Here is a 14111-nt window from a genome sequence, read left to right on the forward strand (position 1 = left end):
TGGCTGCCGGGCCGGCAAGAGGCGCCCGCCGGCCTCAGGCTCGCCCTTCGCGGTCGCGGTAGCCGAGCAGGTAGAGGATGCCGTCCAGGCCCAGGGTCGAGATCGCCTGCTTGGCCGACTGCTTGACCAGCGGCTTGGCGCGGAACGCCACGCCCAGGCCGGCCAGGCCGAGCATCGGCAGGTCGTTGGCGCCGTCGCCGACGGCGATGGTCTGCTCCAGGCTCAGACCTTCCTTCGCCGCCAGTTCGCGCAGCAGGTCGGCCTTGCGCTGGGCATCGACGATCGGCTCGACCGCCACCCCGGTGACCTTGCCGTCGACGATCTGCAACTCGTTGGCGAACACGTAGTCGATCCCCAGCTTCGCCTGCAATTGACGGGCGAAATAGGTGAAGCCGCCGGACAGGATGGCGGTCTTGTAACCCAGGCGCTTGAGTTCGGCGAACAGGGTTTCAGCACCCTCGGTCAGACGCAGCGAGGCGCCGATCTCCTCCAGTACGTCTTCCGACAGTCCCTGCAGCAGCGCCAGGCGCTCCTTGAAGCTGGCGCGGAAGTCCAGTTCACCGCGCATCGCCCGTTCGGTGATCGCGGCGACCTTCTCGCCGACGCCGGCGGCCTTGGCCAGTTCGTCGATGACTTCCGCCTCGATCAGCGTCGAATCCATGTCGAACACCGCCAGCCGGCGATTGCGGCGGAACACGCTGTCCTGCTGGAAAGCGATGTCGACGTTCAATTCCTGGGCGACGCTGAGGAATTCCGCACGCAGCGCCGCCGGATCGGCCGGTTCGCCGCGTACCGAGAACTCGATGCAGCCCTTGCCCTGGTCGGCGGGCATGTCCAGCGGCATGCGCCCGGAGAGACGGTCGATGTGGTCGATGTTCAGCGCGTACTTGGCGGTGATCGAGCTGACCCTCTGCAGTTGCTCGGCAGTCACCCGGCGGGTGAGCAGGGTCACGATGTGCCGCGCCTTGCCCTGGCCGTCGACCCATTGCCGGTAGTCCTCTTCCGAGACCGGGGTGAAGCGCACCTGCTGGTCCAGCTTGTAGGCGGTGAACAGCACGTCCTTGAGGACCGAGGAACCGGCTTCGGTATCCGGGATTTCCACCAGGATGCCGAACGACAGGGTGTCGTGGATCACCGCCTGGCCGATGTCGAGGATGTTCACCCCGCCCTGGGCCAGTACGCCGGTGATGGCCGCGGTGAGACCGGGGCGGTCTTCCCCGGTGATGTTGATCAGGACAATTTCGCGCAAGGCGTAAGCTCCGCCAGGTAAAAGACGCCATTCTACCCGCTTTCCCGCACACCCGAGAGACGCAGAGCCGGGCATTTGCCATCACCACCGGTCGGAACCGACCGGGAAAACCCGCGAAACCGCCGCGCGGCGGCCTGGAAAGCGCGTCAACGGCCCTTTGCCCCTCGGGGGGCGCTGGTTATACTGCGCGATACCTCTATTTCAGAAGACCGAGCCCCCTGTGACCCGGCCCACGTCCGTCAAGCCCGACAATTTCTTCCTCCTGCTGTTTCGTGCCTTGCGCCAGCGCCGCGTCCCGATCGCCCTGCGGCTCGCCAGCCATAGCCTGATCCTGGTGGCCCTGGCCCTGCTGATCTACGCCTGGGTCATGGGCATGCAGTTTCGCCAGGCCATGCAGCAGCAGGCCGATGCCCTGGGCCAGAGCCTGATCACCCAGACCGCCGCGTCCGCCACCGAGTTGCTGGTGTCCAACGACATCCTCAGCCTCAACGTGCTGCTGAACAACCTGGTGAAGAACCCGCTGGTGGCCCATGCGGCGATCTACAGCGTCGACCAGCGCATCCTCGCCGAGGCCGGCAGCCGTCCGAAGCAGAGCCTGCTCGGCGCCACCGAAGGCCTGTACTCGACGCCGATCACCTTCCAGGAAGTGATCGCCGGGCACCTGCGCATCAGCCTGGACATGCAGCAGTTCCAGCAGCCGATGATGATCAGCCTGCAGAGCATGGGCCTGATCAGCCTGATCCTGCTGATCCTCGCCCTGTATTTCAGCCTGCGCCTGGGGCGGCAGATTTCCACACCCTTGTTGCAATTGCGTGTCTGGTTGCGCGATCCGGACAATCCGGCCCCCGGCGCCGAACTGCAGAACGAGCTGGGCGACCTGGCGCGCGACCTGGAAGAGCGCCTGGTGCCGGAGAAGCCGCCGGCGCCGGAGCCGGAAGAAGCACCGCTGCCGCAGAACTTCGACGACATCCTGCTGGAGGACGACGAAGCCGACCTGCGCAGCCGCAAGGTCGAGGCCTCGGCCTTCGAGGAAGACGACATTCCGCTGGGCGACGCCCTGCTGGACGAGACCAAGCCGGTGGAATTCACCTCCATCGACGAAGACCCGCTGGACCAGGACGCCTTCGACGAGAACGGAGCCGAAGCCGGGGACCAGCCCGCGGCGCCCGCCGCTGCGCGCGAACCGCAACACAGTGCGGTGCTGGCGATCCAGCTCGGCGCCCAGGAACAGTTGCGCCGGTTGCCGCGCAGCCGCCTGGTGGACCTCCTGCAACGCTATCGCGACTGCCTGGAACAGGCCGCCCGCCAGTACAAGGGCAGCCTGCACACGCTCAGCGACGGCGGCAGCCTGATTCTCTTCCACAGCCGCGACAACCGCGCCGACTACCTGACCAACGCGCTCTGCTGCGGTGAACTGATGCGCGCGCTCGGCCATGCCCTGCAGATCGAGGTCGCCGACAGCGGCATCACCTTGCAGTTGCAACTGGGCCTGAGCCTCGGCGAAGACCTCAGCGAACAGACCCAGGCCGACCTGCTGCTCAACGAAACCGTGCAGAACGCCCTCGCCCTCAACCAGCACAGCCGCAACCTGCTGCTGGTCGAACGCAGCATCGCCGACGACGCGGTGGTCCGCGAGCGCGCCCGTATCCGCGCCATCGCCAGTCCGGAAGGAGCCTGCTGCGTCGAGCGTCTGCTGGAGCCGTATCCGTCGATGCTCGAGCGCCAACTGGCGCGCATGCACGACCGCGCCCGCCCGTGACCACCCTGATCACCCACCCGCTGCCGGTCCTGGCGGTGGGACTGGCCCTTGGCAGCCGGGTGATCCCGCCACGCCTGCTGCTGGCAGGCATGCTCGCCGCCTGCCTGCCGGACTTCGACGTAGTCGCCTTCAAGCTCGGCATCGCCTATCACGATGCCTTCGGCCATCGCGGCTTCAGCCATTCGCTATTGTTCGCCGCGATCCTCGGCGCGCTCGCCGCCCTCGCCTGCCGGCCGCTGCATAGCGGACCGCTGAAAGCCGGGCTGTGGGTGGCGCTGGCCACCGCCTCGCACAGCCTGCTGGACGCGATGACCAATGGCGGGCTGGGCGTCGCCTGGTTCTGGCCCTGGAGCGACGCCCGCTACTTCATGCCCTTCCATCCGATCGCCGTGTCGCCGATCGGTCTGTCGCGCTTCCTCAGCGAACGCGGATTGCTGGTGCTGCAGTCGGAGGCGCGCTGGGTCTGGCTACCCTGCCTGCTGCTGGCGCTCGCCGGCATGGCCCTGCGCTTCCTGTTGCGCCGCTCACGCTGACGCCGAAACGAAAAAGCCCCGCTTCGGCGGGGCTTGTTCCTGGTCGGCTCTCGACAATCAGAACCGATAGACCTCGGCATCGGTGCGAATCGGCACCACCAGCGGCATTTTCGGACCTTCCTCTTCCTTGGCCTTCGGCTTGGCCACCGGCTTGCGCGCGGTCGCCGGCGGCGGCGCCTCGGCCGCCACGGCGATCGGCTTGACGTCCTTGGCCAACTGCGCCGCCAGGCGCTTGAGCAGGTCGCTCTGGGCACGGATCTGGTCGCCGATGCTGCCCTGGTGCCGTTCTTCCTCGTGGAACACCCGGCTGTCCTTCAGGTCGCCCTTCTGGTCCAGCAGGCGCCAGCGCGCCTCGATCACCGCCGGCTGCTTGGGGCCGGAGTCGAGGCGACTGATGGTCAGCATCACCTGGACCTGGGGGGTGAAGCCGGGTTTTTCCGGGAACAGCGCCAGGCGGCTGCTGCCCAGCTCGCTGGACATCTGCCGCAGCAGTTGCTGGCTGACATTGGTCTCCAGGTTGCCGGCCCAGCGTGCGTCGGTGGACAGGCTGAGAATACCGTCGGCCTGCCGCTGCACCATCACATCGCGCTTGAGATAGTCGGCCAGTTGTACCGGGCCGAGCAGGACGGCCGCACCGCCATCCTTTTTCGGTACTGCGGCAGCACCGACGTCCAACTGGTAGAGCTGGGCCGGCGGATGGACCGCACAACCCGTCAGCCCGAGCAGGCTGACGAGGGAAAGACATGCGAAGACGCGCCACGCGCTCATCGAGAACCACCGTATTTCGCCGAAGATCGGCACTACTGATGCAAGACTTGAATTCTACTGGCCACCCGCCATCGGAAACGGCGGCCGAAGGGGCGTATCATCCCCTAACCAGCGCCATAGCTCCAGAGGCAGAGCGTATTCCGAAACCGGTTTCGGACCACCTGCGTCAGGGGAAAACCCGGCGGAACCCGCCAGGGAGACGACATTCCCCCGGAAAGCCGGCCTCGGAAGAGGCCGCTTTCGCCATTCCCTTGCGGATATGCGAGAGATCGGAGACCGGTAACGGCTCATTTCAATCCTGTGGCGGAATATCCACCAGCAGGCTGTCGACGCGCTGGAAACCGCGCGGCAGCTTGTTGCCTCGCCGGCCCCGCTCCCCCTTGTAGTGTTCCAGGTCGTCGCCCTTGAGCGACAGGGTACGCTTTCCAGCCTGCAGGACCAACGTCGCCCCGGCTGGCAGAACAGCCAGGTCGGTGAGGTACTCCTCGCGGCTGGCCACGCGTTCGCCGGGGATGCCGATGATCTTGTTGCCCTTGCCCTTGCCGAGCTGCGGCAGGTCGGAGACCTTGAACAATAGCAGACGGCCCTCGGTCGTCACGGCCGCCAGCCAATCCTGCTCCACATCGCGCACCGGGCGCGGCGCCACCACGGCGGAGCCGTTGGGCAGGCTGAGCAGGGCCTTGCCGGCCTTGTTCTTGGCTTGCAGGTCCTCGCCCTTGACCACGAAACCATAGCCGGCGTCGGAAGCGATCACGAACAGCGCATCGTCGTCCGGCAGCAGCACGCATTCGAAGCTGGCCCCCGGCGGCGGCGTCAGCCGGCCGCTGAGTGGCTCGCCCTGGCCTCGCGCGGACGGCAGGCTGTGGGCCGGCAGCGAGTAGCTGCGCCCGGTGGAGTCGATGAACACCGCATACTGGTTCGAGCGTCCCGGCGCGGCGGCCTTGAAGCCGTCGCCGGCCTTGTAGGAGAGGCCGGCGGCGTCGATGTCGTGGCCCTTGGCGCAACGCACCCAGCCTTTTTCCGAGAGCACCACGGTCACCGGTTCGGTGGGCATCAGCTCGGTTTCCGACAGCGCGCGGGCCTCGGCGCGGGCGACGATCGGCGAACGGCGGTCGTCGCCGTAGGTCTCGGCGTCCTTGATCAGCTCCTCGCGCACCAGCTTCTTCAGCTTGGCCTCGCTGCCGAGCAGGGTCTGCAGGCGCTTCTGCTCCTTCAGCAACTCTTCCTGCTCGCCGCGGATCTTCATCTCTTCCAGGCGTGCCAACTGGCGCAGGCGGGTGTCGAGGATGTAGTCGGCCTGCACCTCGCTGAGTTCGAAGCGCTCCATCAGCACCGCCTTGGGCTGATCCTCGGTGCGGATGATGTGGATCACCTCGTCGAGGTTGAGGAAGGCGATCAGCAAGCCATCCAGCAGATGCAGGCGGCGCTCGACCTTGTCCAGGCGGAACTGCAGGCGTCGACGCACGGTGCCGATGCGGAACTGCAGCCACTCCGAGAGCAACTGGCGCAGGTCCTTGACCTGCGGCTTGCCGTCGAGGCCGATGATGTTCAGGTTGACCCGGTAGCTGGTCTCCAGGTCGGTGGTGGCGAACAGATGGGTCATCAGCTCTTCGACATCGACCCGGTTCGAACGCGGGATGATGACGATGCGGGTCGGGTTCTCGTGGTCCGACTCGTCGCGCAGGTCGGCCACCATCGGCAGCTTCTTGGCCTGCATCTGCCCGGCGATCTGTTCCAGCACCTTGGAACCGGACACCTGGTGCGGCAGGGCGTGGATGACGATGTCGCCGTCCTCGACGCGGTACACCGCGCGCATGCGCACCGAACCGCGGCCAGTCTCGTAGACCTTCTGCAGGTCGGCGCGCGGGGTGATGATCTCGGCTTCGGTGGGGAAGTCCGGGCCCGGCACGTGTTCGCACAATTCGGCGACCGTCGCGCCCGGCTGGTCGAGCAGGCGCACGCAGGCCGACGCGACTTCCCGCAGGTTGTGCGGCGGCACGTCGGTGGCCATGCCCACCGCGATGCCGGTGGTGCCGTTGAGCAGCAGGTTGGGCAGGCGGGCCGGCAGCACGGCCGGCTCGTCGAGGGTGCCGTCGAAGTTCGGTACCCAGTCCACGGTACCCTGGCCCAGTTCGCTGAGCAGCACCTCGGAATAGCGCGACAGGCGCGCCTCGGTATAACGCATGGCGGCGAAGGACTTGGGATCGTCCGGCGCCCCCCAGTTGCCCTGGCCGTCCACCAGCGGATAGCGATAGGAGAACGGCTGCGCCATCAGCACCATGGCCTCGTAGCAGGCCGAGTCGCCGTGCGGGTGGAACTTGCCGAGCACGTCGCCGACGGTGCGCGCCGACTTCTTGTGCTTGGAATCGGCATCCAGCCCCAGTTCGCTCATGGCGTAGACGATGCGTCGCTGCACCGGTTTCAGGCCGTCGCCGATATGCGGCAGGGCGCGGTCCATGATCACGTACATGGAATAATTCAGATAGGCCTGCTCGGTGAACTCGGCCAACGACCGGCGTTCGACCCCTTCCAGGCTCAGATCGAGGGATTCGCTCATGCGTACCTCACGGAGAAGTGTTTTGGCGCAGCACCAGGGTGCCGTCGCGCTGGGTGAATTCGAGTTGTTTCAGGGCGCTCATGCCGAGTAGCACCTCATCGCCGTCCATGCCCGGCGCAATCAGCGCCGCGACCCCGGACAGGCGGATATCGCCGAGTTGCAGCTGGTCCAGCCGCGTGCGCCAGCCCGTGGCGCGGCCGTTGGCCGTGCTCAGGGTGATCGGCGCGCCGCGCTCCAGCGCGAGTCTTGCCGCCAGGGCTTCCGGCACCGCCACCTGGGTCGCCCCGGTATCGAGCAGGAAGGTCACGCCCTGGCCGTTGATCTGCCCGTTCAGCAGGTAATGGCCCTGGCGGCTGCTGGCCAGGCGCAACTCGATGTAGCCGTCGCCATGGATCGATTGCGGCGCCTGGTTCGGGTTGCGCTGTCGATCTTCCCAGACGCCGAAATAGCGCGTCGCCAGCGCCAGCCCGGCGACCCAGGCCAGCACCAGCATGATCCGTCCCAGCCGCTGACCGGGCGCCTGTTGCGTCACTTGTCCCCCAACCAGCCGCCGGCGGGCGCGGCGAAGCGCAGGACGAAGGGCCGCACGTCGCCATCGGCGCGCGCATGGTCGCCATTGTCGATGCCCAGCCAGGCGCCCTTGTCGTCCAGCGACAGGGCTTCCGCGACGCCATAAGGCAGCTCGTAGCGACGCTCCGGCGCCAGGACCGCCGAGGCGAACGACCAGCAGCGTTCGACCTTGGCCTGGGCCAGGTCGCGGCGGCAGATCTGATGCGCCAGGCGCTCCAGGGTGAACAGCTTGCCGCGGTAGAAGGCGAGGTCGGAGAAATCCTTCGGCAGCTTGCGCGCGCTGCCCAGTTCCGGCGGCGGCTCGATCTTGCCGCCCTCGGCGAGCAGTACGCAGCTGCCCTCGCAGCGCCAGGCACTGTTGTCGCGGTGGGCCACCAGCAGGCCGCGGCGCTCGCGCTCGGCAGCCAGCCAGAGGCGCTTGCCCTCGGGGTCGACGGCGATCCCTTCGAACAGCGCGTTGAAATTCATCAGCATGCCGCTGGCCCGCGCTTGCGGCAGCAGGCCGGGCGGCAGGCGCAGCCAGTTCGGCGCGCCGCTCACCGGCAGTTGCAGGACCGCCGCGTGCGCCTCGCTGACCAGGTAGCGATTGCCGGCGGCATCGCAGGCGATGCCTTCGAAGTCGAGGTTGCCGCCGCGCACCAGGCCACTGAGCCAGACCCGCGTGCTCATGCCCCAGGGCAACCCGCTGTCCGGCGGGGTCGGAGCGATGAAACTCTCGGCCTCGGCCTGCCAGGGCTGGTCGGAGCCTTCGGCCGAGGGTTGCAGGCGATACAGGCGGTCGTCGTCGCGGTCGGAAACCGTCCACAGCGCGCCGCCACACCAGGCCAGCCCGGAGAGGTTGCCGCCGCGCATGCCCTCCACCGCATGTTCGGAGATGAAGCTCAAGGCTGCCGGAACCGGTGGCTCTGGCGGCGCCTCGGCCGCCTGGACCAGGCCCCCGAACAGGCCGAGGATGGCCAGCAGGCGGCGCATCAGACCAGCACCTCGGCCAGGTTGCCCTTGCTTTCCAGCCAGGACTTGCGGTCACCGGCGCGCTTCTTGGCCAGCAGCATGTCCATGATCTCCAGGGTACCGGTGGCGTCCTCCAGGGTGAGCTGGACCAGCCGTCGGGTATTCGGATCCATGGTGGTCTCGCGCAGTTGCAGCGGATTCATTTCGCCAAGGCCCTTGAAGCGGGTGACCTGCGGCTTGCCGCGCTTCTTCTCGGCGGCCAGGCGCTCGAGGATGCCGTCGCGCTCGGCTTCGTCGAGGGCGTAGTAGATTTCCTTGCCGAGGTCGATGCGGTACAGCGGCGGCATCGCCACGTAGACGTGGCCGGCTTCCACCAGCGGGCGGAAATGACGGACGAACAGCGCGCAGAGCAGCGTGGCGATGTGCAGGCCGTCGGAGTCGGCATCCGCGAGGATACAGATCTTGCCGTAGCGCAGCTGAGCCAGGTCGCTGGCGCCCGGATCGACGCCGATGGCTACCGCGATGTCGTGGACCTCCTGGCTGGCGAGCACCTCGCCGCCGTCCACTTCCCAGGTGTTCAGGATCTTTCCGCGCAGCGGCATGATCGCCTGGAATTCCTTGTCCCGCGCCTGCTTCGCCGAGCCGCCGGCGGAGTCGCCCTCGACCAGGAACAGTTCCGCGCGCATCGGTTCCTGTCCGGCGCAGTCGGCCAGTTTGCCGGGCAGCGCCGGCCCCTGGGTGATCTTCTTGCGCTCGACCTTCTTGCCCGCCTTGAGGCGACGCCCGGCATTGCTGATCGCCAGTTCCGCCAACTGCAGGCCGATCTCGGCGTGCTCGTTGAGCCACAGGCTGAAGGCGTCCTTCACCACGCCCGAGACGAACGCCGCCGCCTCGCGGGACGACAGGCGCTCCTTGGTCTGCCCGGAGAACTGCGGCTCCTGCATCTTCATCGAGAGGACGAAGGCGATCCGCTCCCAGACGTCCTCGGGCGCCAGCTTGACGCCGCGCGGCAACAGGTTGCGGAACTCGCAGAATTCGCGCATGGCGTCGAGCAGGCCCTGGCGCAGGCCGTTCACATGGGTGCCGCCCTGGGCCGTGGGAATCAGGTTGACGTAGCTTTCCTGCACCGACTCACCGCCCTCGGGCAGCCACAGCAGGGCCCAGCTCACCGCTTCCTTGGAACCTTCGAGGTTGCCGCAGAAGGGTTCATCGGGCAGGCGCGGCAGCTCGGCGACCGCGTCGGTCAGGTAGGAGCGCAGGCCGTCCTCGAAGTGCCACTCGACGCGCTCGCCGGTGTTCTTGTCCTCGAACACCACGCTCAGGCCCGGGCACAGCACCGCCTTGGCCTTGAGCACATGCTTGAGGCGGCTGACCGAGAACTTCGCCGAATCGAAATACTTCGGATCCGGCCAGAAATGCACGCTGGTACCGGTATTGCGCTTGCCGACCGTGCCGATGACTTCCAGATCGCTGTCCTTGAAGCCGTCGGCGAAGGTCATCCGGTACTCGTTGGCGTCGCGCTTGACGCGTACCTCGACCCGGGTCGAGAGCGCGTTCACCACCGAGATGCCGACCCCGTGCAAGCCGCCGGAGAACTGGTAGTTCTTGTTCGAGAACTTGCCGCCGGCATGCAGCTTGGTAAGGATCAGCTCGACGCCCGGCACGCCCTCTTCCGGGTGGATGTCCACCGGCATGCCGCGGCCGTCGTCGATGACTTCCAGCGAGTTGTCCTGGTGCAGGATCACCTGCACGCTCTTCGCGTGGCCGGCCAGGGCTTCGTCGACGCTGTTGTCGATGACTTCCTGGGCCAGGTGGTTGGGGCGGGTGGTGTCGGTGTACATCCCCGGGCGCTTGCGCACCGGGTCGAGGCCGGAAAGGACTTCGATGGCGTCTGCGTTGTAAGTAGCCATGGGGTCTCTATTCAGTCAAAAGTCGAAAAATCGGTGTCGCGCCACAGCGCCGACGGGTAGCCGGCGAACGCCAGCAGCGCCGGCAGGTGCCGGGCGAAGCCCTGGAAGCCGTGGTCGCCGCCGGCCTGGATGCGTAGCGCGCAGGCTCGGTAGAAGGCCTGCGCGGCGCGATAGTCGAGGGTTTCGTCGGCGGTCTGCAGCCATACCTGGTAGCGTTCGGGACGTTGCAGGCGCGTGACTTCCAGTTCGGCCAGCGCCGCCACGTGGTCCTCGGTGAGTTCCCAGGTCTCGCCGCTGTAGTGGTTGGTCTGCGCGCCCAGGTAGCCGTCGAAGGAGCGATGCGGGGCGACCGCCGGATTGACCAGGATCGCCGCCAGGCCATGGCGCTCCGCCAAATGGGTCGCATAGTAGCCACCCAGGGAGCTGCCGACCAGCACCGGTCGCCCGAGCTCGGCGATGGCCCGCTCCAACTGGGCGATGGCCTGCCGTGGGTGATGGTGCAGGGCCGGGACGCGCAGGCCTTCGGCCAGGCCCAAGTGGCCGAAAGCCGCCTGCAGCTGGCGCGCCTTGTGCGATTCGGGCGAACTGTTGAAGCCGTGGATATACAGCAGGGATGGGCTGGTCGCAGTCATCGGGAACGGGCTAATGGGCTTCAACTCGGTAGGGAAAGCCGAACGGTACCAGCTTCCAGGCTTCATCTTCCAGCCTGCGCGCCGATCGGCAACGACGCACGCGGCCGCGGCATCCCGCGACCGGGGGGCATGTCAGTATCCGGCGGTGTCGTAGTCCACTTCGAAGACGACGTCATCGACCCGCGAGATCCCCGTTTCCAGGCGCCCGTCGTCGTGCAGGCGCAACCAGCGGTAGCCCGGCGCCAGGCGGTCGAGGGTGAAGTCGCTGCTGCCGGGGGCGAACTGCACGCAGGTGGACGGCGAAGCCAGCAGGCGCAGCGGGCCGCGCTGGCGGTCGAACTCCTGGTGAATGTGCCCCCACAGCAGGCAGCGCACCTGCGGATAGGGTGCCAGCAGGTCGAACAGCGCCTGCGGGTTGCGCAGGCCGATGGGGTCCATCCAGTCGCTGCCGATCGGCACCGGGTGGTGATGGAAGGAAACCAGCAGGAAGCGTTCGCCAGCGCTGTCGATGGCGCGCCGCAGCAGGTCGAGCTGGTCGTCCTCGAGATAGCCCGGCACCGCGCCGGGAATGCTCGAGTCGAGCAACACCACGCGCCAGTTGCCGACGTCGACGACCTGCTCCAGCAGGTCGCTGCCCTCGGTCGCCCGCTGCATCGGCTCGCGTTCGTCGTGGTTACCGGCGAACCAGCGCAACGGCGCGGCCAGCGGCGCGCTCAACCTGCGGAAGCGTGTGTAGGAATCCAGGCTGCCGTCCTGGGAGACGTCGCCGGTGGCGAGGATCAGGTCGATCCGCGGTTGCTCCCGGGCGACCCGCTCGACCACCTTTTCCAGGCTATGGGCGGTGTCCATGCCGAGCAGGCGCGCGCCGTCCTCGGCGAACAGGTGGCTGTCCGAAAGCTGCACCAGCAGTACGGAGGCGTCGGTGGCGGGAGTGTTCGAATGGCGTGACAAGGGGCCGTCTCCTGAAGGCGAGGCGTCCGCGGTGAATGGGGTGATTATGGTGACCGACGAAAGTGGCGGCAAACCCGGAAAGCGGAACAGATCACAGTTGCGAGGACTACTTTTGGCTTGATGCCATTCAACTGGCCTTTTGCCTGCAACCGCTCAGCGCTGGGCCACCGGCACCATCTCGTGGCCGCAGGCCAGGCAGTGGGCGAGCCACTCGCCGAGGAACAGGTTGAGCTGGTTCTTCTCGTCGGGCTGGTGCATCGCCTGGTTCGGGTAGGGATAGATCGCCATCAGCCGCCGCGCCTGTTCGGCGCCGATCACCTCGGCCATCCGTGCATCGTGGTAGACCCGCACTTCCAGCCGCGGCGCCGGCAACCAGGGCAGGCCCAGTTCCTGGCGCACCTGCAGGGTGGTGGTGTACGGGCAGGCCTCGGTCACTTCCAGCGCCAGGACGCCGAGCAGCCGCTCCCCTTCGCTCAGCGCGACCCGGCGCGAGGCCTGCGTCTCGCGCATGTCCGGGAGCAGGCGCATGAGCCGCGCGTAGTTCGCTTCGCAGGTCGCCTGCAGGCTGGCCAGGTCGACCCGGTAGCGCTCGCGCAGCAGGTTCAGGCCCATAGCCCACGCACCTCGGCCCGGTTCAGGGCCAGCCACTGCAGGGCGATGATGCTCGCCGCGTTGTTGATCCGCCCGTCGCGCACGGCCTGCAGCGCATCTTCCAACGGCCAGACGTGGACGCGGATGTCCTCGCCCTCCTCCGGCAAGCCATGCACGCCGCCGACGCCTTCGCTGTCGCAACGGCCGACGAACAGATGCACCACCTCGTCGGTGCCGCCCGGCGACGGCAGGTACTGGGTTATCGGCCAGAGCGCACCGAGGGTCAGCCCGGCCTCCTCCATCGCCTCGCGATGGGCCACTTCCTCCGGTTGCTCGTCCTTGTCGATCAGGCCGGCGACCAGCTCCAGCAGCCAGGGGTTGGCGAGCTTCTGCATCGCCCCGACACGGAATTGCTCGATGAGCACCACGCAATCGCGCTGCGGGTCGTAGGGCAGCACGCAGACCGCGTCATGGCGGACGAACAGTTCCCGACTGATTTCCCGGCCCATGCTGCCGTCGAACTGGCGATGCCGCAGGCGCAGGCGATCGAGACGATAGAAGCCGCGGAAGCATTCCTCGCGCTGCACGAGCTCGACGTCACCGGGGGCGGGTTTGAAGGTTTCGGACATCCTCGACTCACTTCACTCGGGTATGTGGGTTTCGCGCCATCCTATCGCGGCCCGGCGCAGGGCGCAGCCACTTTCAGGACGGCTCGGGAAAACTTCGTGGCGCTCGCCGCGCGGGCGTGTTTCCCGGCCACGGCTAAGCCATACTTGGGGTTTGCGCGGGCCGAACTCAAGCGCGGCGCCAGGGTCGAAACGGACTGGTCGACGCTTCGAGCCCGCCCATCCACCGTCGCAAAAGGAATCCCATGCGCCTTCTGAAATTCGCCGCCCTCGGCAGCCTGGTCGTTCTGCTGAGCGCCTGCCAGAGCTTCTTCAAGCCCGGCCTCGACGACCCGCTGCCCACCGAGCGCCTCGCCAGCGAGCACCTGAAGCCCGGCTGCCAGGGCGAACAGTGCCCCTTGGTAAACATCGACACCCTGAAGTTCCCCGACGAACCGCAGCTGGACCCGATCGTCGAGCGCGCCCTGCTGGAAATGACCCGGGAAAACAACGAAACGCCCCTGCCGGCATCGCTGGCGGCCTACGAGCGGCAGTTCCTGGACAGCGCCGAGCCGGGCTGGAGCAGCTACCTGCAAGCCAAGGTGCGCGAACAACATGACGGTCTGGTGATCATCGAGCTTTCCAGCTACCTGTTCACCGGCGGCGCCCACGGCATGCCCGGTCGCGGCTTCATCAACTACGACCGCAGGCAGCACAAGGTGCTGAGCCTGCAGGACATGCTGGTTCCCGGCCAGGAAGAAGCCTTCTGGAAACAGGCCGAGCTGGCGCACAAGGCCTGGCTGCTGGCCAACAAGCTCGACCAGGACGCCGATTTCCAGAAGACCTGGCCGTTCCAGCGCACCCCGCACGTGGCATTGACCTTCGGCGCGGTGACGCTGAAGTACGACGCCTACTCCATCGCGCCGTATTCCTATGCCCACCCCGAACTGAAGATCCCGTATCCGCGCCTGAACGGCATCGTCAAGCCGAACCTGTTCCCCGGCCGCGGCTGACGCTTCCGACACCCCGAAGCCC

General features: G+C 67.2%; 13 protein-coding genes. 3 read left to right on the forward strand and 10 right to left on the reverse strand.

What is annotated here, in order from left to right; all coding sequences use genetic code 11:
• Positions 1-34: 34 nt before the first annotated feature.
• Positions 35-1249 (reverse strand): phosphoserine phosphatase SerB, encoded by a 1215-nt coding sequence (gene serB / locus HMPREF2914_RS19950; protein ID WP_003095681.1) that lies wholly within the window; start codon positions 1247-1249, stop codon positions 35-37.
• Between the two features lie 220 nt (positions 1250-1469).
• On the opposite strand from serB, the gene HMPREF2914_RS19955 reads away from it, so the two are divergent.
• Both HMPREF2914_RS19955 and HMPREF2914_RS19960 read left to right on the forward strand, forming a co-directional pair.
• Positions 1470-3008: a YtjB family periplasmic protein gene (locus HMPREF2914_RS19955; RefSeq protein ID WP_003095683.1), complete on the forward strand. Its 1539-nt coding sequence runs from the start codon at positions 1470-1472 to the stop codon at positions 3006-3008.
• A complete protein-coding gene (locus HMPREF2914_RS19960; RefSeq protein WP_003095684.1) occupies positions 3005-3541 on the forward strand; it encodes a metal-dependent hydrolase in 537 nt (178 codons plus the stop codon). Before HMPREF2914_RS19955 ends, HMPREF2914_RS19960 begins: the two co-directional genes overlap by 4 nt.
• Before the next feature lie 57 nt (positions 3542-3598).
• Here the strand turns inward: HMPREF2914_RS19960 and HMPREF2914_RS19965 are convergent, their stop codons facing one another.
• From HMPREF2914_RS19965 to HMPREF2914_RS20005, 9 genes are all read right to left on the reverse strand, one after another.
• Complete coding sequence (locus HMPREF2914_RS19965) at positions 3599-4309, reverse strand: PqiC family protein (protein WP_003110318.1); 711 nt, start codon at positions 4307-4309, stop codon at positions 3599-3601.
• Between the two features lie 292 nt (positions 4310-4601).
• Complete coding sequence (gene parC / locus HMPREF2914_RS19970) at positions 4602-6866, reverse strand: DNA topoisomerase IV subunit A (RefSeq protein ID WP_003095687.1); 2265 nt, start codon at positions 6864-6866, stop codon at positions 4602-4604.
• A gap of 7 nt (positions 6867-6873) precedes the next feature.
• Positions 6874-7398 (reverse strand): retropepsin-like aspartic protease family protein, encoded by a 525-nt coding sequence (locus tag HMPREF2914_RS19975; RefSeq protein WP_023980382.1) that lies wholly within the window; start codon positions 7396-7398, stop codon positions 6874-6876.
• Positions 7395-8408, reverse strand: coding sequence for an esterase-like activity of phytase family protein (locus tag HMPREF2914_RS19980; RefSeq protein ID WP_003095689.1), 1014 nt, complete (start codon positions 8406-8408; stop codon positions 7395-7397). Before HMPREF2914_RS19980 ends, HMPREF2914_RS19975 begins: the two co-directional genes overlap by 4 nt.
• The gene (parE, locus tag HMPREF2914_RS19985) at positions 8408-10297 is read right to left on the reverse strand and encodes a DNA topoisomerase IV subunit B (protein ID WP_003095690.1); all 1890 of its coding nucleotides are present in this window, start codon (positions 10295-10297) and stop codon (positions 8408-8410) included. Before parE ends, HMPREF2914_RS19980 begins: the two co-directional genes overlap by 1 nt.
• Positions 10298-10308: 11 nt before the next feature.
• Positions 10309-10929 carry a YqiA/YcfP family alpha/beta fold hydrolase gene (locus HMPREF2914_RS19990; RefSeq protein ID WP_003110317.1) on the reverse strand — a complete coding sequence of 207 codons (621 nt, stop codon included), beginning with the start codon at positions 10927-10929 and terminating at the stop codon, positions 10309-10311.
• 132 nt (positions 10930-11061) lie between these two features.
• Positions 11062-11880: a 3',5'-cyclic-AMP phosphodiesterase gene (gene cpdA, locus HMPREF2914_RS19995; protein ID WP_003110316.1), complete on the reverse strand. Its 819-nt coding sequence runs from the start codon at positions 11878-11880 to the stop codon at positions 11062-11064.
• 153 nt (positions 11881-12033) lie between these two features.
• Positions 12034-12492 carry a DUF1249 domain-containing protein gene (locus HMPREF2914_RS20000; RefSeq protein ID WP_023092689.1) on the reverse strand — a complete coding sequence of 153 codons (459 nt, stop codon included), beginning with the start codon at positions 12490-12492 and terminating at the stop codon, positions 12034-12036.
• Entirely contained in the window at positions 12483-13100 is a 618-nt protein-coding gene (locus HMPREF2914_RS20005; protein WP_003095694.1) for an NUDIX domain-containing protein, read from the reverse strand. Before HMPREF2914_RS20005 ends, HMPREF2914_RS20000 begins: the two co-directional genes overlap by 10 nt.
• 242 nt (positions 13101-13342) lie before the next feature.
• On the opposite strand from HMPREF2914_RS20005, the gene HMPREF2914_RS20010 reads away from it, so the two are divergent.
• Complete coding sequence (locus HMPREF2914_RS20010; protein WP_003141734.1) at positions 13343-14089, forward strand: RsiV family protein; 747 nt, start codon at positions 13343-13345, stop codon at positions 14087-14089.
• The last annotated feature ends 22 nt before the right edge of the window (positions 14090-14111 follow it).

This window comes from Pseudomonas sp. HMSC067G02 (assembly GCF_001813485.1).
GTDB classification, from domain to species: domain Bacteria; phylum Pseudomonadota; class Gammaproteobacteria; order Pseudomonadales; family Pseudomonadaceae; genus Pseudomonas; species Pseudomonas aeruginosa.

What these genes read in the sequence shown, in the direction of transcription:
- HMPREF2914_RS19965 (WP_003110318.1), bottom strand. Translation starts at nt 4,309, where the DNA reads ATGAGCGCGTGGCGCGTCTTCGCATGTCTTTCCCTCGTCAGCCTGCTC.
- parE (WP_003095690.1), bottom strand. Translation starts at nt 10,297, where the DNA reads ATGGCTACTTACAACGCAGACGCCATCGAAGTCCTTTCCGGCCTCGAC.
- HMPREF2914_RS19990 (WP_003110317.1), bottom strand. Translation starts at nt 10,929, where the DNA reads ATGACTGCGACCAGCCCATCCCTGCTGTATATCCACGGCTTCAACAGT.
- parC (WP_003095687.1), bottom strand. Translation starts at nt 6,866, where the DNA reads ATGAGCGAATCCCTCGATCTGAGCCTGGAAGGGGTCGAACGCCGGTCG.
- HMPREF2914_RS20005 (WP_003095694.1), bottom strand. Translation starts at nt 13,100, where the DNA reads ATGTCCGAAACCTTCAAACCCGCCCCCGGTGACGTCGAGCTCGTGCAG.
- HMPREF2914_RS20010 (WP_003141734.1), top strand. Translation starts at nt 13,343, where the DNA reads ATGCGCCTTCTGAAATTCGCCGCCCTCGGCAGCCTGGTCGTTCTGCTG.
- HMPREF2914_RS20000 (WP_023092689.1), bottom strand. Translation starts at nt 12,492, where the DNA reads ATGGGCCTGAACCTGCTGCGCGAGCGCTACCGGGTCGACCTGGCCAGC.
- HMPREF2914_RS19980 (WP_003095689.1), bottom strand. Translation starts at nt 8,408, where the DNA reads ATGCGCCGCCTGCTGGCCATCCTCGGCCTGTTCGGGGGCCTGGTCCAG.